General features: G+C 39.2%; 24 protein-coding genes. 13 read left to right on the top strand and 11 right to left on the bottom strand.

Annotated elements, in window-relative coordinates; genetic code table 11:
• Positions 1-9: 9 nt before the first annotated feature.
• The 3 genes from J690_RS08965 (at position 10) to J690_RS08975 (ending at position 3,054) form a co-directional block, all read left to right on the top strand.
• The gene (locus J690_RS08965; protein ID WP_032035385.1) at positions 10-642 is read left to right on the top strand and encodes a LysE family translocator; all 633 of its coding nucleotides are present in this window, start codon (positions 10-12) and stop codon (positions 640-642) included.
• A 110-nt stretch (positions 643-752) separates the two neighbouring features.
• Positions 753-1,688: an LpxL/LpxP family Kdo(2)-lipid IV(A) lauroyl/palmitoleoyl acyltransferase gene (gene lpxL / locus J690_RS08970; protein ID WP_032035386.1), complete on the top strand. Its 936-nt coding sequence runs from the start codon at positions 753-755 to the stop codon at positions 1,686-1,688.
• Positions 1,689-1,953: 265 nt separating this feature from the next.
• On the top strand, positions 1,954-3,054 hold the full coding sequence (locus J690_RS08975) for a glycosyltransferase family 4 protein (RefSeq protein WP_032035387.1): 1,101 nt from the start codon (positions 1,954-1,956) through the stop codon (positions 3,052-3,054).
• 56 nt (positions 3,055-3,110) lie between these two features.
• Here J690_RS08975 and gltP read toward each other — a convergent pair whose 3' ends face one another.
• Positions 3,111-4,397 carry a glutamate/aspartate:proton symporter GltP gene (gltP, locus tag J690_RS08980; protein ID WP_002114864.1) on the bottom strand — a complete coding sequence of 429 codons (1,287 nt, stop codon included), beginning with the start codon at positions 4,395-4,397 and terminating at the stop codon, positions 3,111-3,113.
• A 699-nt stretch (positions 4,398-5,096) separates the two neighbouring features.
• Positions 5,097-6,206 (bottom strand): endonuclease/exonuclease/phosphatase family protein, encoded by a 1,110-nt coding sequence (locus J690_RS08985; protein ID WP_032035388.1) that lies wholly within the window; start codon positions 6,204-6,206, stop codon positions 5,097-5,099.
• Positions 6,207-6,393: 187 nt separating this feature from the next.
• Between J690_RS08985 and asd the strand changes: the two genes are divergently transcribed.
• From asd to truA, 5 genes are all read left to right on the top strand, one after another.
• Positions 6,394-7,512 carry an aspartate-semialdehyde dehydrogenase gene (gene asd / locus J690_RS08990; RefSeq protein WP_032035389.1) on the top strand — a complete coding sequence of 373 codons (1,119 nt, stop codon included), beginning with the start codon at positions 6,394-6,396 and terminating at the stop codon, positions 7,510-7,512.
• 148 nt (positions 7,513-7,660) lie between these two features.
• A complete protein-coding gene (locus J690_RS08995) occupies positions 7,661-9,010 on the top strand; it encodes a type IV pilus assembly protein FimV (RefSeq protein ID WP_032035390.1) in 1,350 nt (449 codons plus the stop codon).
• Between the two features lie 59 nt (positions 9,011-9,069).
• Positions 9,070-10,332 carry a hypothetical protein gene (locus tag J690_RS09000; RefSeq protein WP_032035391.1) on the top strand — a complete coding sequence of 421 codons (1,263 nt, stop codon included), beginning with the start codon at positions 9,070-9,072 and terminating at the stop codon, positions 10,330-10,332.
• 58 nt (positions 10,333-10,390) lie between these two features.
• Entirely contained in the window at positions 10,391-11,356 is a 966-nt protein-coding gene (locus tag J690_RS09005; protein WP_032035392.1) for an asparaginase, read from the top strand.
• Positions 11,357-11,376: 20 nt separating this feature from the next.
• Positions 11,377-12,174 (top strand): tRNA pseudouridine(38-40) synthase TruA, encoded by a 798-nt coding sequence (gene truA / locus J690_RS09010; protein ID WP_032035393.1) that lies wholly within the window; start codon positions 11,377-11,379, stop codon positions 12,172-12,174.
• Between the two features lie 26 nt (positions 12,175-12,200).
• Here the strand turns inward: truA and J690_RS09015 are convergent, their stop codons facing one another.
• Complete coding sequence (locus tag J690_RS09015) at positions 12,201-13,211, bottom strand: AraC family transcriptional regulator (protein WP_005066032.1); 1,011 nt, start codon at positions 13,209-13,211, stop codon at positions 12,201-12,203.
• A gap of 263 nt (positions 13,212-13,474) precedes the next feature.
• On the opposite strand from J690_RS09015, the gene infA reads away from it, so the two are divergent.
• On the top strand, positions 13,475-13,696 hold the full coding sequence (gene infA, locus J690_RS09020; protein ID WP_001284370.1) for a translation initiation factor IF-1: 222 nt from the start codon (positions 13,475-13,477) through the stop codon (positions 13,694-13,696).
• Between the two features lie 51 nt (positions 13,697-13,747).
• On the opposite strand, the gene J690_RS09025 is transcribed toward infA, so the two are convergent.
• Positions 13,748-14,122 (bottom strand): lysozyme inhibitor LprI family protein, encoded by a 375-nt coding sequence (locus tag J690_RS09025; protein ID WP_002114916.1) that lies wholly within the window; start codon positions 14,120-14,122, stop codon positions 13,748-13,750.
• Between the two features lie 169 nt (positions 14,123-14,291).
• Here J690_RS09025 and J690_RS09030 point away from each other — a divergent pair, with 169 nt between their 5' ends.
• Positions 14,292-14,699, top strand: coding sequence for a hypothetical protein (locus J690_RS09030; RefSeq protein ID WP_032035394.1), 408 nt, complete (start codon positions 14,292-14,294; stop codon positions 14,697-14,699).
• Between the two features lie 53 nt (positions 14,700-14,752).
• On the opposite strand, the gene leuB is transcribed toward J690_RS09030, so the two are convergent.
• The 4 genes from leuB to leuC all read right to left on the bottom strand — a co-directional run bounded on the left by leuB (position 14,753) and on the right by leuC (position 18,653).
• Positions 14,753-15,832, bottom strand: coding sequence for a 3-isopropylmalate dehydrogenase (gene leuB / locus J690_RS09035; RefSeq protein WP_002114882.1), 1,080 nt, complete (start codon positions 15,830-15,832; stop codon positions 14,753-14,755).
• Between the two features lie 39 nt (positions 15,833-15,871).
• Positions 15,872-16,456 (bottom strand): hypothetical protein, encoded by a 585-nt coding sequence (locus tag J690_RS09040; protein ID WP_005066026.1) that lies wholly within the window; start codon positions 16,454-16,456, stop codon positions 15,872-15,874.
• A 112-nt stretch (positions 16,457-16,568) separates the two neighbouring features.
• Positions 16,569-17,216 carry a 3-isopropylmalate dehydratase small subunit gene (gene leuD / locus J690_RS09045; protein ID WP_002114814.1) on the bottom strand — a complete coding sequence of 216 codons (648 nt, stop codon included), beginning with the start codon at positions 17,214-17,216 and terminating at the stop codon, positions 16,569-16,571.
• Between the two features lie 18 nt (positions 17,217-17,234).
• Entirely contained in the window at positions 17,235-18,653 is a 1,419-nt protein-coding gene (gene leuC / locus J690_RS09050; RefSeq protein WP_017482005.1) for a 3-isopropylmalate dehydratase large subunit, read from the bottom strand.
• Between the two features lie 237 nt (positions 18,654-18,890).
• On the opposite strand from leuC, the gene J690_RS09055 reads away from it, so the two are divergent.
• Both J690_RS09055 and J690_RS09060 read left to right on the top strand, forming a co-directional pair.
• Positions 18,891-19,145 carry a DUF2061 domain-containing protein gene (locus tag J690_RS09055; protein ID WP_017482004.1) on the top strand — a complete coding sequence of 85 codons (255 nt, stop codon included), beginning with the start codon at positions 18,891-18,893 and terminating at the stop codon, positions 19,143-19,145.
• 115 nt (positions 19,146-19,260) lie between these two features.
• Positions 19,261-20,124: a LysR family transcriptional regulator gene (locus J690_RS09060; protein WP_032035395.1), complete on the top strand. Its 864-nt coding sequence runs from the start codon at positions 19,261-19,263 to the stop codon at positions 20,122-20,124.
• A gap of 34 nt (positions 20,125-20,158) precedes the next feature.
• On the opposite strand, the gene J690_RS09065 is transcribed toward J690_RS09060, so the two are convergent.
• The 3 genes from J690_RS09065 to J690_RS09075 all read right to left on the bottom strand — a co-directional run bounded on the left by J690_RS09065 (position 20,159) and on the right by J690_RS09075 (position 23,239).
• A complete protein-coding gene (locus J690_RS09065; protein ID WP_002115100.1) occupies positions 20,159-20,905 on the bottom strand; it encodes a sporulation protein in 747 nt (248 codons plus the stop codon).
• A gap of 54 nt (positions 20,906-20,959) precedes the next feature.
• Positions 20,960-22,399, bottom strand: a complete 1,440-nt coding sequence (locus tag J690_RS09070; RefSeq protein WP_032035396.1) for a DUF2252 domain-containing protein — start codon at positions 22,397-22,399, stop codon at positions 20,960-20,962.
• A 189-nt stretch (positions 22,400-22,588) separates the two neighbouring features.
• Positions 22,589-23,239 carry an HAD family hydrolase gene (locus J690_RS09075; RefSeq protein ID WP_002115098.1) on the bottom strand — a complete coding sequence of 217 codons (651 nt, stop codon included), beginning with the start codon at positions 23,237-23,239 and terminating at the stop codon, positions 22,589-22,591.
• Positions 23,240-23,421: 182 nt separating this feature from the next.
• On the opposite strand from J690_RS09075, the gene J690_RS09080 reads away from it, so the two are divergent.
• Complete coding sequence (locus J690_RS09080; protein WP_000567255.1) at positions 23,422-23,907, top strand: RNA pyrophosphohydrolase; 486 nt, start codon at positions 23,422-23,424, stop codon at positions 23,905-23,907.
• Positions 23,908-23,984: the final 77 nt, after the last annotated feature.

Genomic DNA, 23,984 nt, shown 5'->3' on the forward strand with positions numbered 1-23,984 from the left:
GTATTTTTCATGCTAGATCTTTCTCAAATTTTAGCATTCGGATTAATCTGTTTGGCGATGGTACTCACCCCTGGCCCAAACATGATTTACCTTATTTCTCGTTCAATTTGCCAAGGAAAAACGGCGGGATTTATTTCACTCGCTGGTGTTGGCGTTGGCTTCGTATTTTATATGCTTTGTGCTTCTTTCGGGATTACAGCGCTTATTGTTGCAGTTCCTTATGCTTATGACACCATCCGTATTGCAGGAGCAATTTATTTACTCTGGCTAGCATGGAAAGCACTACGTCCCAATGCATCCCCAATTTTTGATGTAAAACAATTATCAATAGACTCCCCAGCTAAACTATTTTTAATGGGTTTCGCTACAAATCTACTTAATCCTAAAATTGCGATTATGTATTTATCGTTATTGCCACAGTTTATTCATCCACAGCAAGGCAGTATTTTATGGCAATCCATTCAGCTCGGTACTATTCAAATTTTTGTTAGCGTCTCGGTAAATGCGCTAATTGTGCTTTCTGCGGGTAGCATTGCCCTTTTTCTTCAACAAAAGCCTCTTTGGGCAAATATACAACGTTGGCTTATGGGCACAGTGCTAGCTGGGCTTGCTGTTCGTATTCTTTTAGAAAATCGTCGATAACCACGTTTTACTTCCTTATCTTAACCGCTCAATTCAACAGTGTATTACGACGATAAATTCAGTTCGTGATACACTTTTGCCAGTTTTAATTTTGAATTCTTTATATCGTTATGAGCCAAAAGCAGACTTATACGCCCGGTGAATTTCAATGGTCCTTTTTATTACCTAAATATTGGGGTATTTGGATTGCCATTGTTTTTTTAATGCTTTTGGCTATTTTGCCGTGGGCAATCCAATGGCGTCTGGCTCATGGCTTAGCAAATCTGGCTTGGAAATATTTAAAATCTCGCCGAAAAACGACTATTCGTAATTTAGAAGTCTGCTTTCCCGAATGGTCAGCCGAAAAAGTACAGCAACAAGCTAAGCAAGTTTTTGTAGATATGATGCTTGGTATTTTTGAGACATTAAACGCATGGTATAAGCCTTACTGGTTTAAAAACCGTGTCACCATTGAAGGCTTAGAACACATTACCAATGCTCAAGCTCAGGGCAAAGGCGTTTTATTATTGGGTACTCATAGTACGCTTCTTGATGCGGGTGGCTATGTTTGTGCTCAATATTTCGAACCAGATGTTGTGTACCGCCCTCAAAATAATCCATTGCTCGATATGCTGATTTATCGTTGCCGTGGCACCATTTATAAAGCACAAATCGACCATGATGATATGCGTGGTTTAATTCGCCACCTTAAAGATGGTGATGCAATTTGGTATAGCCCCGATCAAGACTTCGGACTCAAACAAGGCGTTATGGCACCATTTTTTGGTGTGCCAGCTGCTACAGTAACTGCTCACCGACGTTTATTAAAAATCTCGAAGGCAGTCGCAGTTCCTTTATATTTTTATCGTCACGGTGATGTACAAGACCCTAAATATCATATCTTGATTGAACCGGCGGTCGAAAATATGCCAAGTGAAGATGAAGTTGATGATGCAACACGTGTTAATAAGATTATTGAAAATCAGCTTCGTATCGCACCAACTCAATATATGTGGTTCCATCGTCGATTTAAGACACGTCCTGAGGGATATGAAGAGATCTATTAAGATAAAGCTGTGATAATTTTAAATTGATGACAGACACAGCCTTAATTTAAAGTGAAATTCAAATACTATCGAATAGGCAGACCTTACTTTTTAAGGATAAAAAGTAAGCAAAAATCCTTTGTTCCGCTGATGTTACTTCCTTGTAACACAGCGAAACAGCGACATCCATGTCGCTAGCACGATAGTAAATTCCGGATAATGATTTAGTTTGAAATGATGTATCTATGGATGGTCCATCTTTTATGAATGTATAAGGCAAAAAACAATGAAAGTGATGCAACTTCTCCCAGAACTTAATAGCGGTGGCGTAGAACGCGGCACACTAGAAATTGCACGCGCACTTGTTACACAGGGCCATCAATCTCTAGTTGTTTCAAACGGTGGACGGCTAGTATCTCAACTTGAAGCTGAGGGCTCTACTCACTTAACGCTGCCTATTCATAAAAAATCACTTTCAAGCTTGTGGCAAATCCGTCCTCTACGTCAGCTGATTGAACAGCATCAACCCGATATTGTTCATGTGCGCTCTCGTGTACCAGCTTGGCTTACTCACTTTGCCTTAAGAAAAATACCAGCAAACAAACGCCCTCACCTCATTAGCACAGTACATGGTTTCTATTCGGTTAATCGTTATAGTGCGATTATGACTCAAGCTGAAAAAGTAATTGCTGTTTCTGACAGCGTGGTTAAATACATCACTGACCATTATAAAAAATGTCCACCGCAAGATATTGTGCGAATTTATCGAGGCATTGACCCTGCCGCTTTTCCACATAATTACCAGCCCTCAGCACAGTGGTTTAACCAAGTTTTTAATGACTTTCCTGAGCTTGAAAATAAGTTTTTACTTTGCTTACCTGGTCGTATTACACGCTTAAAGGGGCATGAAAGTTTAATTGAACTGATGCAACAACTTCAGTCGCAATATCCTCAGCTACATGCGGTTGTTGTCGGTGGTGCTGATGCCAAAAAGCAAGCTTACTTAAGTGAATTGCAAAGTACTATTCAAAGTAAAGGGCTCGCAGATAAAATTACCTTCGTAGGTCATCGCTCAGATATTCGGGAATGGCTCGCTTTTAGCGATATTGTGCTCTCTCTATCCAATCAAGCCGAAACATTCGGTAGAACAGCCTTAGAAGCACTTTCAGTGGGTTCGCCAGTGGTTGGCTGGAACCGTGGCGGTGTTGCCGAGATTTTATCGAATGTATACCCCCAAGGTCTTGTTGAAGCAGAAAATGAAAAAGCATTAATCGAGACTGTGAAAAAGCATATTGAACAACCTCAAATCGTTGCTCCTGTCACTATGTTTAGCTTAAAAGATATGTGTGATCAAACACTAGAACTTTATCAACGCGTTTTGAAATAACCCAATAAAAAACCCGCGATATTCGCGGGTTTTTTTACAACTAAAAGAAAGCTATCTTATTTAAATGTTGCTTCATAAGCGGCAGCTTTTTCAGAGTCGTATTGTTTTTCCCATTTACTGATTACAAGTACAGCAAGTGCGTTACCAACAACGTTCAAAGCAGTACGAGCCATATCCATAATACGGTCAACACCAGCAATAAATGCTAAGCCTTCAAGCGGGATACCAACAGTATGTAAAGTTGCTAATAGGACAACAAATGATACGCCAGGAACACCAGCAATACCTTTAGAAGTAATCATCAAAGTAATAACCAAGATTACCTGTTGACCGATTGACATATCTATACCATAAAGCTGTGCAATAAAGATTGCTGCGATACTTTGGTAAAGTGTAGAACCGTCGAGGTTAAATGAATAACCTGTTGGGATCACAAAACTGGAAATTGCTTTTGGCGCACCGTAAGCTTCCATTTTTTGCATAATACGTGGTAAAACTGTTTCCGAGCTTGCTGTTGAGAATGCTAAAATCAATTCATCTTTTAAAATCTTAAACAAGATAAAGATGTTGATTCCAAACATTTTTGCGGTAATACCCAAAACCACAAAAGCAAAGAAAAAGATAGCGGCATAAACCAACACTACCAATTTAGCTAATGGAATGAGTGAAGTAAAACCGAAGTTAGCAACAGTTACTGCGATTAAACCAAACACACCCACAGGTGCATATTTCATGATGATGTGCGTTACACGGAACATCGTTTCTGAAACTGCATGAAACACATTTAACAATGGGTCTTTAGTAGTTGCTGGCAATGAAGACAGACCAATACCAAACAACACAGCAAAGAAAATCACAGGCAACATTTCACCGTGTGCCATAGAGTTAACAATATTGGTTGGAATCATGGACAAAATTGTCTGTACCAATCCATGTGACTGAGAACCAACTTCTTGAGCTGTATGCTGATATTGCGAAATATCAGTCGTCACTAACATCGCTTTATCTACACCAGCACCTGGTTGGAAAATATTTGCCGCAACCAAACCAACCAAAATAGCAATAGTCGTAATAATTTCAAAATAGAGAATGGTTTTAAAACCAAGTCGCCCTAAACTTTTCGTACTGCCAACACCTGCAATACCTAAAATCAAGGTAGAGAAAACGATTGGAATAACAATCATTTTAATCAGGCTAATAAATATCTTACCAAGTGGGGTAAGAACATTATTCACAATACTGTCTTTGATTTCAGGCTGGTTATGTAAAACAGCCCCGACAACTATCCCTAGGATTAAAGCAATTAAAATTTGCCAAGCAAGGCTAAATTTAAAATTCTTCATAAGACAATCCTTATGCACCGCAAAGTATCAAATATGAGAGGGAGAAGACCACTAACTAAGAGTGAAACCTCAACATGCACACTAATTTCCAAACAGAAATTTAAATGTACAAACAAATCACAACCCGCCGATCCGGCGAAGTAAAAAAACAATGCCTGTTGACGATCCAACATGTCAACGATCGGCACATTCTATTGAGATTTATTAATTAAACAACCCCAATTTATCTTTAAATAAATTAAAGCCTATATTTATTCATCAATAATCTATAAAAACAAAAACTTAGATAAAAAAAATTTTGTATCTTTTTTCATTAAAAATTGCGCAGATGTATATAAAAATTTATGAAGGCTTAACGCAAATTAAATAGATTTTAAAAATAAGATAATCTTGGAAATTTTTATATGATTTACAATAAATTTAATAAGGTATATAAAAATATCAACCCGAGTTCTGCGTCCTGCAAAACTCGGGTAAATGAGGTTGTGCTTTCAGGTTAATAATTATTTTTATCGTTTCCGTTCCAACATCTGATCCGTGATGCTATTCCATATCAGCGTTATGTATCCTTACTTGGGATTATCCATTCCCGGTTCCGTGTGCCGATGAATGTAGAATAAGGTTTTTATAACCCTCTGCCTATTCGCCCTAGACTCAAATCTTTGTACGATATTGCTTACATCACTTTTTATATTCTTTTTATTTATAAGGCTGTGCAATTTTATCAGTTACTACTTTTTCTTCAGCTTCAGCCTTTGCAATTCCTTCTTGGATGGCTCTTTGCGCTTCTTCTTCATCATCTTGAGTTTGTTCCAGCTCCTCTTGAATATGCTCAAATATTCGACCAGTCTGCAAAACCACATAGACAGGAAAATGATCAGATCCAATATGAGGTAAACGCTGCATCTTCACTAAACCGAAATCGGTACTATGGAAAATATGGTCTAAAGACCAGCGCAACAATGGATAATCTGCATGAAAAGTATTAATGAAATGTCGCCCAACACGCGGGTCAAGTAATCCACTAATTCGTTGAAATAACCGTGTAGTACGTGACCACGCTACATCGTTTAAATCACCCATCACAATACAGCTTTCATCTAGATCTTTAATTTGGTCACCCACAATTAAAAGTTCAGCATCGCGTAAAGTCGAATCCTTCGCCTCAGTTGGACTAGGGGGCTTAGGATGCAAACAATAGAGTTGAACCGGCATACCAGACCGTAAAGTCACAGTGGTATGAATAGAGGGAATTTCATCACTGAGAATAAATTTAACTTCAGTATTTGATAAAGGTAGACGACTATATAAATGCATGCCGTAGAGGTTATCTAAGGGTACAGGAACGCGATAAGGATAGTCACCTTCGATCTCCTTTAAAGCATTTTCCCATGTCTTATCGCTTTCCAATGTAAGCAGTAAATCTGGTTTTAATGTCCTGATCTGTTCAAGCAATAAATGATATTTATCATTAGGAGTGAGCACATTCGATACAATTAAGGAAATCTGCTTTTGTGGATCTAATTGAGACGGCTTCACCTGTTTAACCTGTTTTTTCCAAAACAAGGTATAAGGCAAAATCATTTTAAGCTGATAGGCAATGGCAGCAATGAGCGCAGCCAGCACGACTTCACGCCAGAGATTCCATTCGGTGGGCCAAAACAGCATTCCTATAAAGGCTAAAAGACCAACAAATAGAATCTGCAACCGAGGGAAGTCGGCACCACGAAACCACCACTCATCACGAGGAATAAGTGACCAGAAACTTAACCAAATCACCAGACCAGCTAGAACTTCGATATAAATCATTGAATTTTCTCTTTTAAGATGATTTGTTTTTTAAAGTTTTTGTCATCTTTATCAATTTTGTATGTAACATAAACAAGATATTCTACTCAATAAAGATGGTGTTTTGTTTCTGTAACGCTTGCAGTTGTGGACACTTTTGATACACTCAACTCCCCCTAACAATTTTAACGCACCGAGGCAAAATGACATGAAAGTAGGTCTGGTCGGTTGGCGCGGGATGGTCGGTTCCGTCCTTATGCAACGTATGGTTGAAGAGAATGATTTTGCTCATATTGAGCCATTTTATTTCTCTACCAGTAATGCAGGTGGTGAAGCTCCTTCATTTGGTGGTAAGACTGCCCCAGCACTTATGGAAGCTACAGACATTAATAGTCTGAAGCAAATGGATGTCATTATTACCTGTCAAGGTGGTGACTATACGTCTGAAGTTTTCCCACAGTTAAAAGCGACTGGTTGGGATGGCTACTGGATTGACGCAGCTTCAACTTTACGTATGTCAGATGATGCGATCATCGTTCTTGACCCAGTAAACCTTAACGTTATTAAAGACGGGCTGGTTAACGGCACCAAAACTTTCGTAGGTGGTAACTGTACAGTATCGCTTATGTTGATGGGTGTAGGTTCACTTTTCCAAAATAATTTGGTGGAGTGGATGACTGCTATGACTTATCAAGCAGCATCGGGCGCTGGCGCACAAAACATGCGTGAGCTACTAACTGGGATGGGCTACTTATACAACAATACTAAAACATTGTTAGATGATCCTAAATCTGCAATTTTGGATATTGATCGTCAAGTTGCCGAGTTACAACGTGGTGAAGGTTTCCCTTCTGCTAACTTTGGTGTGCCATTAGCGGGTTCATTGATTCCTTACATTGATAAGCAACTTGAAAACGGTCAATCAAAAGAAGAGTGGAAAGGTCAGGTTGAAACCAACAAGATCTTGGGTAACTCACAAATTGTTCCTATCGACGGTCACTGTGTCCGTATTGGTGCGATGCGTTGCCACTCTCAGGCGCTTACTATCAAGTTGAAAAAAGATGTGCCGCTTGATGAAATCGAAGATATGATTCGTACTTCAAGCCAATGGGCGAAAGTTGTACCAAACACTCGTGAAGCGTCTATGACTGACCTTACACCTGTTGCTGTAACTGGTACCTTAACTGTGCCTGTAGGTCGTCTACGTAAACTCAACATGGGTAAAGAGTATCTAGGTGCATTTACAGTCGGTGACCAGTTACTTTGGGGTGCTGCTGAGCCTTTACGTCGCATGTTACGTATTTTAGTTGAATACAAAAGCTCATAATTTGATTTGAATTATTCAGTCAAAATAAAAAGCCGATCACATTAGATCGGCTTTTTCGTAACTGGTTTGTGAAAATTTTACAATTTATTTACATTTCATTATTGTATAATTTTGAATGACTTTACGACTTATTAGGTCATGGATTGAGATGACTGTTTATAACAAATTAAAAATTGCCATTTTCACCATTATGTCTTCGCCTTCTATTTATGCGATTACATTAGACCCTATACAAATTCAGTCCGCACCTGGCGATTTGTTATATGCCGAAATGAATTTTCAACAAGCTGACCCCAACGCTACCCTACAAGTCAGTCTAGCGACTCCTGAAGATTTAAGCGCGTTAGGCGTAACTCATCAGCCGCCCGGAAATCTTAATTTTTATACACGCCAAAATGGTCAAGGCTCAGGGGTTATTGTGATTACCTCATCTCGCCCTGTGATTGATCCTGAACTAAATATTGTAGTAAAAATTAGTGAAGGTTCTGCTACACGTTTGCAGCATATCAAAACCGTAATTAAGCCTTCTTCTATAAAAAAGACTGAAAATAACGAAAGTACTTTGTCACCTCAGTTTATTGTCAATGAAAAAGACATTGCTCTAAATCTGCCAGAAAGTACTCGATATGCATCACCAACTTCGGCCTCAACTACAAATAATTCAAATGGTGAACACAGTCTTAATATTAACGTTGGAACTGCTCCAGCAATAAATACAAATTCATCCAATACACTTAGTGCAAATTCTTCTACTCAACTTGCTCAACAAGTTACAACAGCTACTACCCCAGATCAGACAGAAATTAAACCAACCAGCGCTAAGACACCTACAAATAATTCACCAAAAACTACGGTCAAAAATTTAACAGCGCAAAAGAAATCTGTACCTCAAAAAGCGCGTAACCAAAATCCTGCGAAGAAACAATCGTTAAGTTCCTACAAAGGACCAGTATCATCAGGTAAATATGTGGTACAGCGAAATGAGTCTTTATGGAGCATTGCTAATCGTATTGCAGCAAAAACAAAACAACCTGTTGCGAAAGTCATGCATGATATTCAAACACAAAACCGACATGCTTTTATTCAAGGTGATGTAAATCGTTTGCGTCAGGGAATCGCACTTAACCTAGCTCACTCTCCTGCTGCTAAACCTCAGCAAAACAAGTCAAAAACAGATATCGCACATACTGCAAAATCAACTTCTGGCAAAGCAAAATACCGTTTACAACAAGCCGAAATGAGTATTGTGGCTGAAAACAGTCAAAATTCTACGCATGGAAGTGCTAAAAAGAGCACACAACAAAGTCAAAACAATACTGAGTTAGCAGTAAAAGTTATGACAACAAGAGAAAAAACCGTTACATTACAAAGGAATGTAACCAAACTAAATCAAACTTTACGTTTAAAAGACCAACGTATTCAACTTCTGAATGCACGTTTGGCAGAGTTACAACAGCAGTTACAAGCACAGCAACAGACTCATAAGCAAAAGCATTAAGTTAAAACCAGAGTCAGCTCGCTTTATATTGCAAATATTTATTTTTTAAGGGGAAAGTAATGTTATATGTGATTCCATTCATCATATTGCTCGTGGTCGCTGTCATTTTAAAAAAACGCGAAAATAGCCAAAAGCAAGAGTCGAATTCCCCTAAAACAATAAATAGAAAAACCAATAAAAAAGCGAACTCTAAATCAAGTAAAAACTCGCGTGAAAAAACTAAAGTAAATGTAGTTGAAGAATCTATTCCCTCTACTCCACAAAGCAGTCCTGTTCCAGACGCTGTTCGTCAGAAGATTCAGCTACTTATTCAAGAAAAACAATTCTCAGCCGCTGAAGCTCAAGTCAATCAGGCGCTCAAAAAAGATAATACGCAACATGAACTTTATTTATTGCTACTTGAGATTCATATTGCACAAAAAGATGAGTTTGCAATAACTCAACTGATTAGCCATATTCGTAGCTTAGCGCTCAATGAAATAGCCATTCAAGCAGAAGCCAGACAAAAAGAATATGAGTCATCAAGACAACCAGATGCGATCGATTTTCCTCACGCTCAAACATACCAAGAGCCAAAAAATACATCTGATGCAACAGCTCAGTTTGACCAATTAACAACAAGTTCTTCTGAAACTTCTTTTGATGAATTGCAGCAAGACTATACCCCTGTAAAGCAAAAACCTGCTGTTGAAGTTGAACCTTTAGAGTTTAACTTTTCATTTGAGCAAACCACGACTACCGAAAATACCAGCCAACCAACACAGAAATCAGAGTTATCGCCATCTCAAGAAACAAATGAGCTAGCTGACCTAGAGTTTTCTTTTGACTTGGCACCTCTGCATGAATCTGAGGAAAAAAACCAGACAATAGCGGCACCAGCAGCTCAAGAGAACACCAATGCTTTGGATTTTAATCTTGAATTAACCCATGAAGATCCAGAAGTAAAACCTAATGAACAGATCTCATCATTAGATGAGCTTCAACTCGTAGAACAAGCTCCATTAGAGTCGAATTCAATAGCACCTATTGAGTTTTCGCTAGACGAGCCTGCATTAGTTACAGCACCAGAGATTGAAACTCAAAACCTTGTAGACCTAGTAGGCGAAGAAACTACCCCAAATCAAACTAAAGATCCCCTTGTAGAAGCTTTTCCAGAATTAAAACAGTTAGATGAAAATGAACTTGATTTAAAACTAGCTGAGCAATACATTAAGTTAGGAGCCTACCCAGCAGCTCAAGCCTTATTGGCAAGCAATGAGCAAAAATTCAACACAGAACAACAACAACGCGCGAAAAACTTACTTAATCGCATAGCTTCTTAGAACTGTTCGATTTACCATAAGCAGTCAGAGATGACTGCTTTTTTATGCCTGCAAAAATATGAAAAAAATAGCCTTATTTTATATGGGTGGTACTTTTGGTTGCATTGGTGAACCTCTAGCTCCTATGCCTTATGAGCAATTCTTACCTCAACTTGAAAAAGTGATTCCCCCACACTTAACAGTTGACTGCTTTGCTGCACCCAATATTGTTGATAGCAGTGCATGTACGGCACCTGACTGGTTACGCATGATTCAACGTATACAACAACTACAACTTGAAGGTTATCAGCATTTCGTTGTTATTCATGGTACAGACACGCTCAGTTATGCGGCTGCGACCCTAGCCCGCTTTTTGGGCCAAAGCTGTCATATTGTGATTACCGGTAGCCAATATCCGCTACTCAATATTCAAGGCGATAATACCCGTGAATTTACTGATGCAATTGAGAACTTATATCTTGCACTAGAACAAGTGATTGCTTTACCTGTGGGTGCTTATCTCGCATTCCACCATCAAGTATTCCACGCGCAGACTGCATTAAAAACGCATACGACTGAACTCGATGCATTTTCAGGGTTAAGTAGTGAAGCTGAGTTTACGCCTCAGCAAAATGAATTGATCGTACAAGATGCCCAAATTGAACGAGCTGCTTCCTTCCAGATTTTAAACTGGATGATGCAACCCATTGCAACACAGCACTTAGTACAACAATTACGCCACTTACTTTCAGCCCCACCACACTTTTTAGTGTTACAAGGTTTTGGTACTGGCAATATTGCAGTAAACCAAGAATTACTTGCAACATTAGATGAGCTTTACACACGTGGCTGTGTTCCGATTCTTACCACTCAGGTAACATTCGGTGGTATTGATCAACGTTATGCGATTAGTGCATGGGCCAAAACTGCAAAAATTGTCATCAGTGATGCACATAGCCATGCAGATCTCTATGCAAAAGCACTTCAAATCTATTTAAAATACCCAACCCCAGAACAATGGCTCAGCCATTGGAATGAAAATTAGCATTAAATAGAGGTGAAGCTATGCAACGTTATGCAGTCGGTATTGAATTTAGCGGAGTTCAATACCGAGGTTGGCAAACACAACAGCCAGGCGTTGCCAGCGTTCAGGAAACGATCGAGCGTGTACTGAGTAAAATTGCAGATGAACCCATTACACTTCACGGTGCGGGCCGTACTGATGCGGGAGTACATGCAACGAATATGGTGGCACACTTCGACACGAACGCTATTCGTCCAGAAACGGGGTGGTTAAGAGGGGCAAATAGTCAACTACCTAAAGATATTTCTATTCAGTGGATTAAACTGATGGATGAAAGTTTTCATGCCCGCTTTAAAGCGACTGCCCGACGTTACCGCTATATCATCTATAACGCACCGCATCGCCCAGCACTATTACATAAGCAAGTTACGCACATTTACCAAAAGCTAGACGTGCAAAAGATGATTAAAGCTGCTAGTAAATTTGAAGGAACGCATAACTTTGAAACTTTCCGTGCAGCAGCATGCCAGTCAAACCAGCCTGTTCGACATGTAAAACATTGCCGTTTATTTGAACATGGACACTATTTAGTTTTAGATATTCAAGCAGATGGTTTTTTACACCATATGGTGCGTAATATTGTCGGTTGCTTACTTGAAATTGGTCAAGGTATGTATGAGATTGATCATATCGATGCAATGTTTGCGGCGCAGGATCGTAAGGCAGCTGGGGTAACCGCCCCACCCGATGGCCTTTATTTTATTCAGTGTAATTATCCTGAACAGTTTGATTTGCCGCAGCCACCACTTGGGCCACATTGGCTAAACTTACCTGAGTAAGTTTAGCCAACTTTACATATACTTATCTAGCGATGCTGCTTACGCTTACGGTATTCCACAGGTGTTTCATTCGTCCAACGCTTAAATGCACGATAGAACGTACTTGGTTCAGAGAAGCCAGTTAAATACACAATACGTTCAACACTCTCATTGGTATTTGCCAAAAGCTTTTTAGCCAAACGACAACGATAGTCAGAAAGTATTTGTTGAAAACTGGTATTTGCCTCACTGAGCTGAGTACGTAAACGACGCGGCGTAATATTCAACTGAGCAGCAACCGTCTCTAAAGTTGTTTCTCCACTTTCAAGTGTCGAACCAATCGCACGACGAACCTCACCCACTAAATCATAGCGGGCCAATTCCTGCAATTTCTCAATTGCGAGCTGCTCATGCAATTGCAATAACTCAGGCTCTGCCTGCCAAAGCTGAAAATCTAAAATAGCTGGGTCAAAATATAAACGTGTCTCTTTCTGACCTAAGCTAACTGGGCAGCCAAATACACGGAAATATTCATCCTCAGAAGCTCCTTCGCTAAAATTAAAATCGATGAAGATAGGATGAAATTGTCCTTCAGTAATGAACTTAAAAAATCTAAGCACGCCCGAAATCGCACATTCAGAGAAATGACGATTGACGAGATTGTCAGCACCAATCTGTTCGCCATTGGTTAAATAACAACGTCCTTCTTCAACGACTAGTTTTGCATCAAATGCATCACTAATCAGTCGTTGATAAGCTAAGGCTCGTTTTAAGCCTTCACCAAAGGTTTCACTACTAATAAATAGATGTTCAATCACCTGCCCTCGATACAAAGGCAAATGTTCACCTAAATGCAGACCGATGTCTGGATCTTTACTGACTTCCTGAGCGGCAGTCCAAAAGGCGTACTGTGCACTTAACGGTGTACGTGCATTGGTATCGACCTGATTTAAAGCAACTCCCGCTTTGGTTAATATTTCTTCTGTTGGCAAACCCGCACGACGAATCGCTTGGTAGCCAAAGCGTAATACAACTGATGCATCTGTTAGCTGACCCACGCAGTGCCCTTCCATGTAGATACTTCATTGATATTTAGGGCTGTTGACCTTTATGCAATTAACAGTCCCTAATAACTATGATTTTAGATTAGCGTTGATTGACCAAACTGACAACAGAATTACACTTCTTTTGTGAAAAAAATTACATCTTTTTTTATTAGTCATACTTTAACCAGATGCTTTAGCAGAAGTGTGTCTATCTTGTTTTTTTTAAAAAAATTGACTATAATTTGCGCCTTTCCAATTTGATCATCAGGTAGGCTATGGCCAATAAAGAGGAACTCATTGAGTTCGAAGGCGTTGTCACCGAAACGCTTCCTAATACGATGTTCCGTGTACGTCTTGAAAACGGTCACGAAGTTATTGCACACATTTCTGGTAAAATGCGTAAACACTATATTCGTATTCTTACTGGCGACAGTGTAAAAGTCGAAATGACTCCATATGACTTAACTAAAGGTCGTATTACGTACCGTGCTCGCTAATTAGTGAATGCAAAAAAGCCACTTTATGATGTGGCTTTTTTATTGCGTTATTTATTCACTTAAGCGACTGGTTTTACATCCCACCGTTTGGCATTCACGCAATCTTTCTTGCAGCCAATGGTTTCTTTCTTGCGTTGTCTGTAAACGACATTGCACGTCTACACTATTCCTATTTGAATCTGTACACTCGGCATCACGTTGACGTATCCATGCAAGCTGAGACTTCTTAAGAATATTTTTCTGCGCGGTGTTTAACTTTACTCGCAGTGCTTGATAATTCTTATTCAGATCAGCATCAGCACTCGCATAAATTTTATTTGTACAGTAAATATCATCGTAAGTATTGCGGGCACTATCACAGTTATCTGCATAGACTGAAGTCACGCCAAAGCTGCATAAAAATGCAAAAAATATTTTTTTCATCATGTTTTCCTTAAGTTTTTTACAAAATAATTATAAAGCCTTTTGAATATTAGTATGAATCTCTAAATAAACTTATTCTCCATTTATCTTAATCCTCCTTTTTTGCTTTACAAGCTTGTAAATACAACCTATTGTTCTTTAATAATAAATATAATTTCATATAGTGAGAAAAATGAACATATATACCCGCTACCAAATTGGCTTATTATCTTTCATCATTATTTGTCTTAACGGTTGTGCTAGCCACCCACGTCAATCCGTAGATTTACAGGAATATTTAAAAGGCTTTTTAGGTAAATCCTCTGCGACCATTCAACAAGATATCAATCTACGTAGTCTTGGTTTTCAAGTCGCCAATACACCGCAAAAAACATCCAATCAGCTCATCTATACGATTTTGCGTCCTTTAAGCATTCCAATTCCGATGGTGAGTAATGTTGATATGAGAGGAAGCTCTATTCCTGTCCAATCAGGAAATCTGAGCGGTAATTCTTATGATATTAATTTCAATTGCAAAGTGATTTTCCAGCTTAAAAATGACATTGCCGAGTCAATTCAATATGAGGGTAAAGCCTGCTAAGACATCGGCACAAAAAAACGCAGCTCAACGCTGCGTTTTTTTATAATAAGCTTTTAAGCAAGAGCAGCTACAACAGCCTCACCCATTTCAGCCGTACCTACTTTTGTCATACCTTCAGACATAATATCAGCTGTACGCAAACCTTGATCAAGCACTTGACCTACTGCATCTTCAATTGCTTTTGCAGCAGCTTCTTCACGGAATGTGTAGCGAAGCATCATTGCAACTGAAAGAATAGTTGCTAATGGGTTTGCCACATTTTGACCCGCGATATCAGGTGCAGAACCATGGCAAGGCTCATACATACCTTTGCCATTTTCATCTAACGAAGCCGATGGCAACATGCCGATTGAACCTGTAAGCATTGCTGCTTCATCAGATAAAATGTCACCAAACAAGTTACCCGTTACGATCACATCAAACTGTTTCGGCGCACGTACAAGTTGCATGGCAGCATTGTCGACATACATATGTGAAAGCTGAATATTTGAATAATTTGCTTGCTGTAAATCAGTAACTGTTTGTTTCCAAAGCTCTGTAACTTCCAAAACGTTAGCTTTATCTACAGAACAAACCTTTCCACCACGTAGACCTGCAAGTTCAAAAGCTACTTTTGCAATACGCTTAATTTCGCTTTCAGAATAAACGTCGGTGTTATAACCTTGCTTTTCACCGTTTTCGAGTTCACGGATACCACGTGGCTGACCGAAATAGATACCGCCAGTCAATTCACGAACAATTAAAATATCTAAGCCAGCAACAATTTCAGGCTTCAAACTAGAAGCATCTGCCAATTGCGGATATAAAATCGCTGGGCGCAAGTTAGCAAACAAGTTAAGTTCACTACGAATTTTTAAAAGACCACGTTCAGGACGAATAGAACGCTCAATGGTGTCCCACTTTGGTCCGCCTACCGCACCTAATAAAATTGCATCAGCTTTTTTTGCTTGTTCACTTGTTACTGCTGGGTACGGTTCACCATGCGCATCAATTGCAGCACCCCCTAACAAGCCATGTTCCCAAGTTAACGATAAATTAAATTTTTCATTTACTGTATTTAATACTTTTTCTGCCGCCCCAACAATTTCAGGACCAATACCATCACCAGCTAAAATTAAAATCTGTTTAGACATGAACTTTTTTCCATTTTCCAAAGACAAGCAGTGCTACAACTACCGCGGTGTTAGTTTTTTCTGCTCAAGGAATTCACCTAGTCCTGTTGTAACATCAAATGGTCGACAAAAACGGCGAATGACATGCCCATCTTGTTCTAAATCGACACATAATGGATCTGGTACAGAAACATTCAGCAAACTACCCGAACGGTTAGATTTGTCTCGGTACATTTTAAATGTATAGCGATGGTTAGCATTAAACTGGTGAATCACATGAAATGTTTCTGCACGATCCGGAGAGATCGGATAGAAACGAATCACCACTTCATATTGTTTAGCAGGCACTGATAAATATAAGCTGTTAGTTTGGCTAAGCACTGAACCTTGTAATCTCACAATCCCTTGATGAATTGCCTGATTACTAATTCTTCGTGTTTGCGCATCCACTACAGTAATATCATTTAGTCGTTCAAATTCACAACTCTTCGCGCCCGAACAATATATTGCTGCATTCTGCCCCAAATTTTCTTGTTCAGCCTGCTTAATGCGGACAGTATCCACTACATTGTAAGTGCTTTGACAAGCACTGAGTGTTATTGCGCACAGGCTCAACAAAAAGCTATGAGTAACGTTCCTCTTCATTGTTCAAGCCCAATCCTCATCTAGTGCATAATTCTAAGGTGTTTTTATGCTTTAGCATGTTAGCAAGAGTTTGAACGCTACGCCATGGCTATGTTTAAAATGTACCGAAAGGTTAATTCAACTCTTGGAATACCCAAGGACGAACTTGTTTAGTTTTTTCTTCATAAGCACGAATTGCGTCTGCATTTTGAAGAGTTAAACCAATATCATCCAATCCATTTAACAAGCAGTGCTTACGAAACGGATCAACTTCAAATTTAAATGCTTCACCTGTTGGAGTACGTACTTCTTGAGCTGCTAAATCAATTGTTAATTGATATCCCTCATTAGCAGCACATTCTTTAAATAACTGCTCAACTGTTTCTTCTGGCAAAATGACAGGTAACATACCATTTTTGAAACAGTTATTAAAGAAAATATCAGCAAAGCTTGGTGCAATAACGGTACGGAATCCATATTCGTTTAATGCCCAAGGCGCATGCTCACGACTTGAACCACAACCAAAGTTAGTACGAGCAATTAAAACAGTTGCTCCTTGATAACGAGGCTGGTTTAAAACGAAATCCGGATTTTTTGGACGTACTGAATTGTCTTGTCCTGGATAGCCTTCGTCTAAATAACGAAGTTCATCAAATAAATTGTCGCCAAAACCAGTGCGCTTAATCGACTTTAAAAACTGTTTTGGAATAATTAAATCTGTATCAACATTGGCACGATCTAATGGTGCAACGATACCTTGTTCAACTGTATAAGCTTTCATGGTTTGCTCCAGACCGAATTAAAATGAACGAACATCAACAAAGTGACCAGCGATTGCAGCCGCTGCCGCCATTGCCGGGCTCACCAAGTGAGTACGACCACCATTGCCTTGACGGCCTTCAAAGTTACGGTTAGACGTCGATGCACAGTGTTCACCCGGTTGTAATTTATCTGCATTCATTGCTAAACACATTGAACAACCCGGCTCACGCCATTCAAAGCCAGCTTCCAAGAAGATTTTATCTAAGCCTTCTTTTTCAGCCTGTTGCTTAACTAAACCAGACCCCGGAACAATCATAGCTTGCTTAATGGTAGATGCCACTTTACGCCCCTTAACCACCTCAGCCGCAGCACGGATGTCTTCAATACGAGAGTTCGTACAAGAACCAATAAAGACACGATCAAGCTGAATATCAGCTAATGCTTGACCCGCATTTAAACCCATATATTGATAAGCACGTGTCCAATCATTACGTTGAACGTCATCTTTCGCTTGTTCTAAAGTTGGCACAGCTTCAGTAACAGGAATAACCATCTCAGGTGAAGTTCCCCAAGACACTTGTGGTTCAATCTCTGCGCCATTTAATTCAACAACTGCATCAAACACAGCATCTTCGTCTGAATGCAATGTGTTCCAGTAAGCAACTGCTTGGTCCCATTGCTCGCCTTTTGGTGCGTAGCTACGGCCTTTCACATATTCAATAGTTTTGTCATCAACAGCAACCATACCGACACGAGCACCTGCTTCAATCGCCATGTTACATACCGTCATACGCCCTTCAATCGACATATCACGGAAAACCTGACCACCGAATTCGATTGCATAGCCTGTACCACCAGCAGTACCAATTTTACCGATAATCGCCAACACAACATCTTTTGGTGTTACGCCTTTACCCAATACGCCATCTACACGAACTAACATATTTTTAGATTTTTTCTGAATCAAGCATTGTGTTGCTAACACATGTTCAACTTCAGATGTTCCAATACCATGCGCCAAGCAACCAAAAGCACCGTGAGTCGCTGTATGTGAGTCGCCACATACGACCGTCATGCCCGGTAAAGTTAAGCCCTGTTCAGGTCCAACCACATGCACAATACCCTGACGGATATCATTAATACTAAATTCAACAATATTAAAGGCTTTACAATTGTCATCTAAGGTTTGAACTTGAATACGAGATGTATCATCTTCAATACCAGCGATGCCTTGGTCACGTTCCTTTTTAGATGTTGGAACATTGTGGTCCGGTGTAGCAACGTTTGCACTTAAACGCCATGGTTGACGATCCGCAAGTTGCAAACCTTCAAATGCTTGTGGACTTGTCACTTCATGCAATAAATGACGGTCAATGTATAGTAAACATGAGCCATCATCACGCTGTGAAACAACGTGGTCATCCCACAATTTGTCATATAAAGTTTTGCCTGCCATGTCGTCTTGCTCCATTGGACTGGGTAATTCTGATCTTTATTCGATTATAGCCAGAGTTTTACATAAATCTAATTTATCATTTTTATAAATTAGAAAACTTTTTGGAATAAATTATAATTTCCATAAGGTACATCAAATTTAATAAATCGTTTTTGTTAATGATTATCATTTGCATAATCAATTTTTAATCTTATACTCTAATGCCTATACTAAAAATATCTAAAGTGGCTAAAGAGAATGATCATGGCTAATATCCAAAAATTCGTTATAAATAATCAACGTACCTTAAAGAAAACCTTAAGCTATTACATTATGCATATTACTGTAGCAATGCTAGTTGCATACTTTGTAACAGGTAATATCTGGATGGCTTTAACATTAAGTATGCTTGAACCAACCGTACAAGCTTTTGCTTTTTTCTTCCATGAAAAAGTTTGGGCTGCTAAAGATCGCCGCGTATCAGCCTTAGCTGAAAAAGAAACAACGGCTTAGGCTAAGATTAGTGCGGTAATTCACAACTTTCTCACTCGTTTCGCTGCAAGCATGATACGATTTTGGCTCGGCAACTTTAGCCCCTCGATTTTTCTATTCCAAGTTGAGTTGTATTATGAATCTTGCAGCCTTTGAAGCTTTTGTAAAAGTCATGGAAACAGGGTCTATCTCTGTGGCAGCAGATCAGTTATTTATTACTCAACCTGCTGTTACCAAACGAATTCACAGCTTAGAAGAATATTTTGGCGTAAAACTATTTGAATCTGCAGGCCGAGGTGTTCAGGCAACTCATGCCGCACATTCATTACTTCCTAAAGTTAAAAACTGGTTAAATGAGCTGGGTGATATTCACCATACGCTGAGCCATGAACAAACTCAGGTACAAGGCCGTTTAAAAGTCGGTACGAGTCACCATATTGGTTTGCACCATTTACCCGCACCACTTAAGCATTTTGTTCAGCAATTCCCTCAAGTTACCTTAGATGTGCATTTTGTTGATTCAGAGCAAGCCCATGAACAAGTATTGGCTGGTGATTTAGAACTAGCATTTTTAACGCTTCCTCCTTCAGGAGATGAGCGTCTTAACTACATTAGAATTTGGAATGATCCTTTAGTTTTTGTTGCTGCCCCTTTTCATCCGCTGGCACAAAAGAAGAATCTTACCTTACAAGATTTAATTGAATATCCAAGCTTATTACCCGCTGCACAAACTTATACTGCTCAAATCACTTTAGCTGAGTTTGAAAAACAAGGACTTAAACCAAAAATTACCATGAGCAATAACCCTCTTGAGTCTATTCGCATGTTAGTCTCGATTGGTTTGGGTTGGTCAGTTTTACCAAAAACTCTATTGAATCAGGATATGCAGCAGCTTGATTTAAATGTTGAGATGAATCGTCAATTAGGTATGGTATGGCATCCTGCACGTACTCAATCTAGAGCCATGCAGGAGTTAATTAAAATGATGCAGGATGCATAAAAGGCTCTTATTTAAGCATCTACTCTAATTTAATTTATCCAAGCTTTAAGAGGCTTCGAATTTGTTGCACCATTTGGTTTTCATCAAGCATATGATGTGGAATCGTCATCGTTAATAGCTGATCTGATCGAAAATGGCGGTCTACTTCAAGCATAACGTGAGTTTGATTAGGTTCCGCAACGAAAGAAACTTCAACCTCATTAAATCCGCTAAACATATGTGAAGAGACAAATTCAAGCTCTTGGTAACAACCAATCGTTGATCTAAAATTTCGCGCAGTCAGCTGCCCTTTTTCTACATCTACTGTCGATAAAACAAAGCCACATCGCTGCATAGCCTGTAGAAACATTTGCATGGCTGGAGTTGGCAGAACCTTTAGATAATCACGATCAGTTGCATCTAATCCCCAATCAACATCCATATGGGTTTGAATCCAAACACGTGCACCATTTCTTCGACAAGCAACCTCAGTAATTGGTGTCTCAAATGGTAGTTGAATACTAAAAGGGAAAGAATGTGCTTGATGTGCCGGCAAGAGGAATCGAGAGTTCACTAACCACTCTTGTAAAACTAAAGGTTGGTTAAACTCATGATCACCAGATTCGACTTCTGCCATCGTCACCAATTGCAAATAAAGACCATTAATCTCTTTATCAGATGATCCACCTTTAAAGCTAATTTCTCCATGCAATGTGCTGCCTGCTTGTAAGCTTGGGTTCTGTAAAACAGTTTCTACCGTCACACCTTGAAGACCCAAACCAGACATAATTTTACTAAACATTTTTTCTCTAACCTTTCGAATTATTTCATGTCATCTGTAGCAGCATACTTATTATTAAAGTGCATCATCTCCAGCGAGCTGAATCTTACCATCTGCAACTTCATTCATAAATTGGTTATAGTCATTTAGATTACGTTCTGCATATTCTTCTGCATACGTTTGTAATACTTCTACTATCGTATTACCTTCGCCCAGATATCCCATAAGTACATCTGCATTTCCAGATTTAGCGTGGGCATGAGCCAGGGCTAAACCGCAACTTTCAGCATACTCATAGAAATACTCATCATCCATGTCACTAAGATCAACCGAAATTTTCATATCACGTAACTGGCGTACATGAAAATGCTGATTTGATATTGAAGAGAACCCAAGAAATATATCACTTGCGGCCTGCATGAGCTGCTGACCATGCACTACACGCTCACCTTCGTGATTTACCTTGTCTACAAATAGCGGGCTGAGAATTGATGGATTCGCTTCTTTCATTTGTAAAATTAACGGTTCCCGATCTGCATCTTGAAATAATGCAATCGCTGATCGTGTACCAACACTTCCAACACCCACTACTTTCAAAGCTACATCTGTACGTTGATAACGATCAAAAAGCACTTGGCGATCATATTTCAAAGAATCACGGTATTTTTGAAAAAATACATCAACATCTTTACCAAATGGCTCATCTAGATCTGGATGCCATAATAACGGCGCATCATCCATAAAATGACGAAACCCTGTCTCTTGATCTTGCTGGGTAAGCTTCGGCAAAACAGAGTACGCAGTTCTTTTCTGTGCTGAATCGAGGTGCTTCTCGCGTTTCTTTCTTAGTTTTCGACACTCAGTATTTTCTAATAATGTACTGGCATCAACTTTTTCATACCAAACTTGGAGTGGTGAAAGTTCTGTAATTTCTAATAAGTGCTGACGATAACTATTCAGCATTATTTTAATTGCTTTTAACCCGACTTTCTCTGCAAGATGAATATCACGTGCCGCGATTACAAAACTGGTTGCTAAGCGCTTTACATCCCATTCAAATGGGGCAACTAAAGTTTCATCAAAATCATTAATTCCAAATAACAGGTTACGTTCGGGACTTGCAAAACCGCCAAAATTACTTAAATGACAATCCCCACAAATCTGTTGAAATAAGCCTGAATTTGCCTGCTCCCACGCTTGGTCAAATAGCATCAAAGAAGGCATGCCACGATAAAATGTAAATGGAGAAACACTCATCCGTTTTGCACGAATCGGCTTGAGCTTTTCTAAACGTCCTTGGTTACTCCAATCATAGACCGTTAAGGCAGTTGTACCTTTTGGTCGTTCAGAAAGCTTTGATAGGTGTTCACGTGGAACTTTTTTACGTTGAGCCTTACCTAATTTGAAGCCTTCGCTTTTATTTAGTAGTTTCCCCTGATAGCTATGACGTGTTAAATCAATACTTTCATCATTCCAAAGTTGTTTTGGTAATTTAATTGGTGTTGTTTTTGACATTATTCCCTCATTTTTAAATTAAAATTTTTTATATTCTGAAATCTTTACCAAGATAAAATTTATTTTATTAATCATAGCAATATCTTTTTTTAGCTAAGATTTATAAGAAATATTAAAAAATGATTTTAAATATAGTTAAGAGTTGGAAGACCTCAAAACTTTTCAAATTGTTCTTCCAACTCCACAATTTTAAATCGACCAGTCCTGAATGTCCCAATTGTGTTCTTGAGCCAGTTTTTCAAGGCGATCATCAGGATTTACTGCAATTGCATGCGTTGCATATTCAAGTAAAAAACGGTCATTAATTGAATCGGAATACGCCCAAGACTCAGACACGTTACGGCCTTCCAACCATGCATCTAGACGTGCAAGTTTGCCTTTTTGATAACACGCTAAACCAGCAACTTTACCCGTATATTTTCCGTCAGCCACTTCAGCATTGGTTGCTAAAATTTCGGTAATCCCAAATTCACGGAAAATCGGCGCAGTAATAAAATCACTCGTTGCCGTAATACCCACAATAGTATGGCCTAAATCTTGATGTTTTTTGATTGCGTCAAAACCTTTTGGACGCATTTGCGGACGAATGACTTTTTGCATGAACAATTGGTGGAGCTCAGTTAAGTAGTCGTTGTCATGCTGCGTTAAAAATCCGAAAACAAATTCATTATAAGCATACGGGTCAAGTTGCCCTGCTTTGTAATCTTCATAAAATTTATCATTCATCTGACGATGATGAACCGGATCAACCAAACCTTCATTGACTAAAAATTCACCCCAAGAATGGTCTGAATCGGTATTTAACAAGGTATGGTCTAAATCAAACAACGCCAGTTTCATGAAAATTCTCGTTTAAACTGAAATTTAAGAAAAAAAATGTAAATCTATCTCCGCTAGTCGATAGAAATTCGTTAAGATCGTAGCAATTTAAACATTTTACTTTGATCTTTTCGAGCTGGACATAAAAAAGTGTTTGTCCCCGTGATTAAAGTCAACGATATAGACAATATTTAGGTAGCCAAATGATCGACTCAGAAGGTTTCCGACCGAATGTCGGGATCATTTTGGCAAACGATGATGGACAGGTTTTATGGGCAAAGCGCATTGGTCACAATGCTTGGCAATTTCCACAAGGAGGCATCCAGTTTGGAGAAACCCCTGAACAGGCACTTTTTCGAGAACTGAGAGAAGAAATCGGCTTATTGCCCGAACATGTCCAGATTATTGCGCAAACCAAAGGATGGCTGCGTTATCGTTTGCCACATCGGTACATTCGGTCAGACTCTGACCCCGTATGTATCGGACAGAAACAAAAATGGTTTTTACTGAAGTTAACTGCGCCTGCAAAAAATATTCAGTTAAACCTCTCCGACCCGCCCGAATTCGATGAATGGCAGTGGGTTAGCTATTGGTATCCTCTTGGACAAGTGGTGAACTTCAAGCGTGATGTTTATCGTAAAGCCATGGTGGAGTTGTGTACACAGTTGCCGATGCAACAATTACCCTAAAAATCATTTATCTAGCAAATGATTTTTATTAAAAGTGCTGTTATAAATACATTCATAGTCTAAAAAAATACTGGAGT

The organism is Acinetobacter sp. 742879 (assembly GCF_000588535.1).
GTDB classification, from domain to species: Bacteria; Pseudomonadota; Gammaproteobacteria; order Pseudomonadales; family Moraxellaceae; genus Acinetobacter; species Acinetobacter pittii.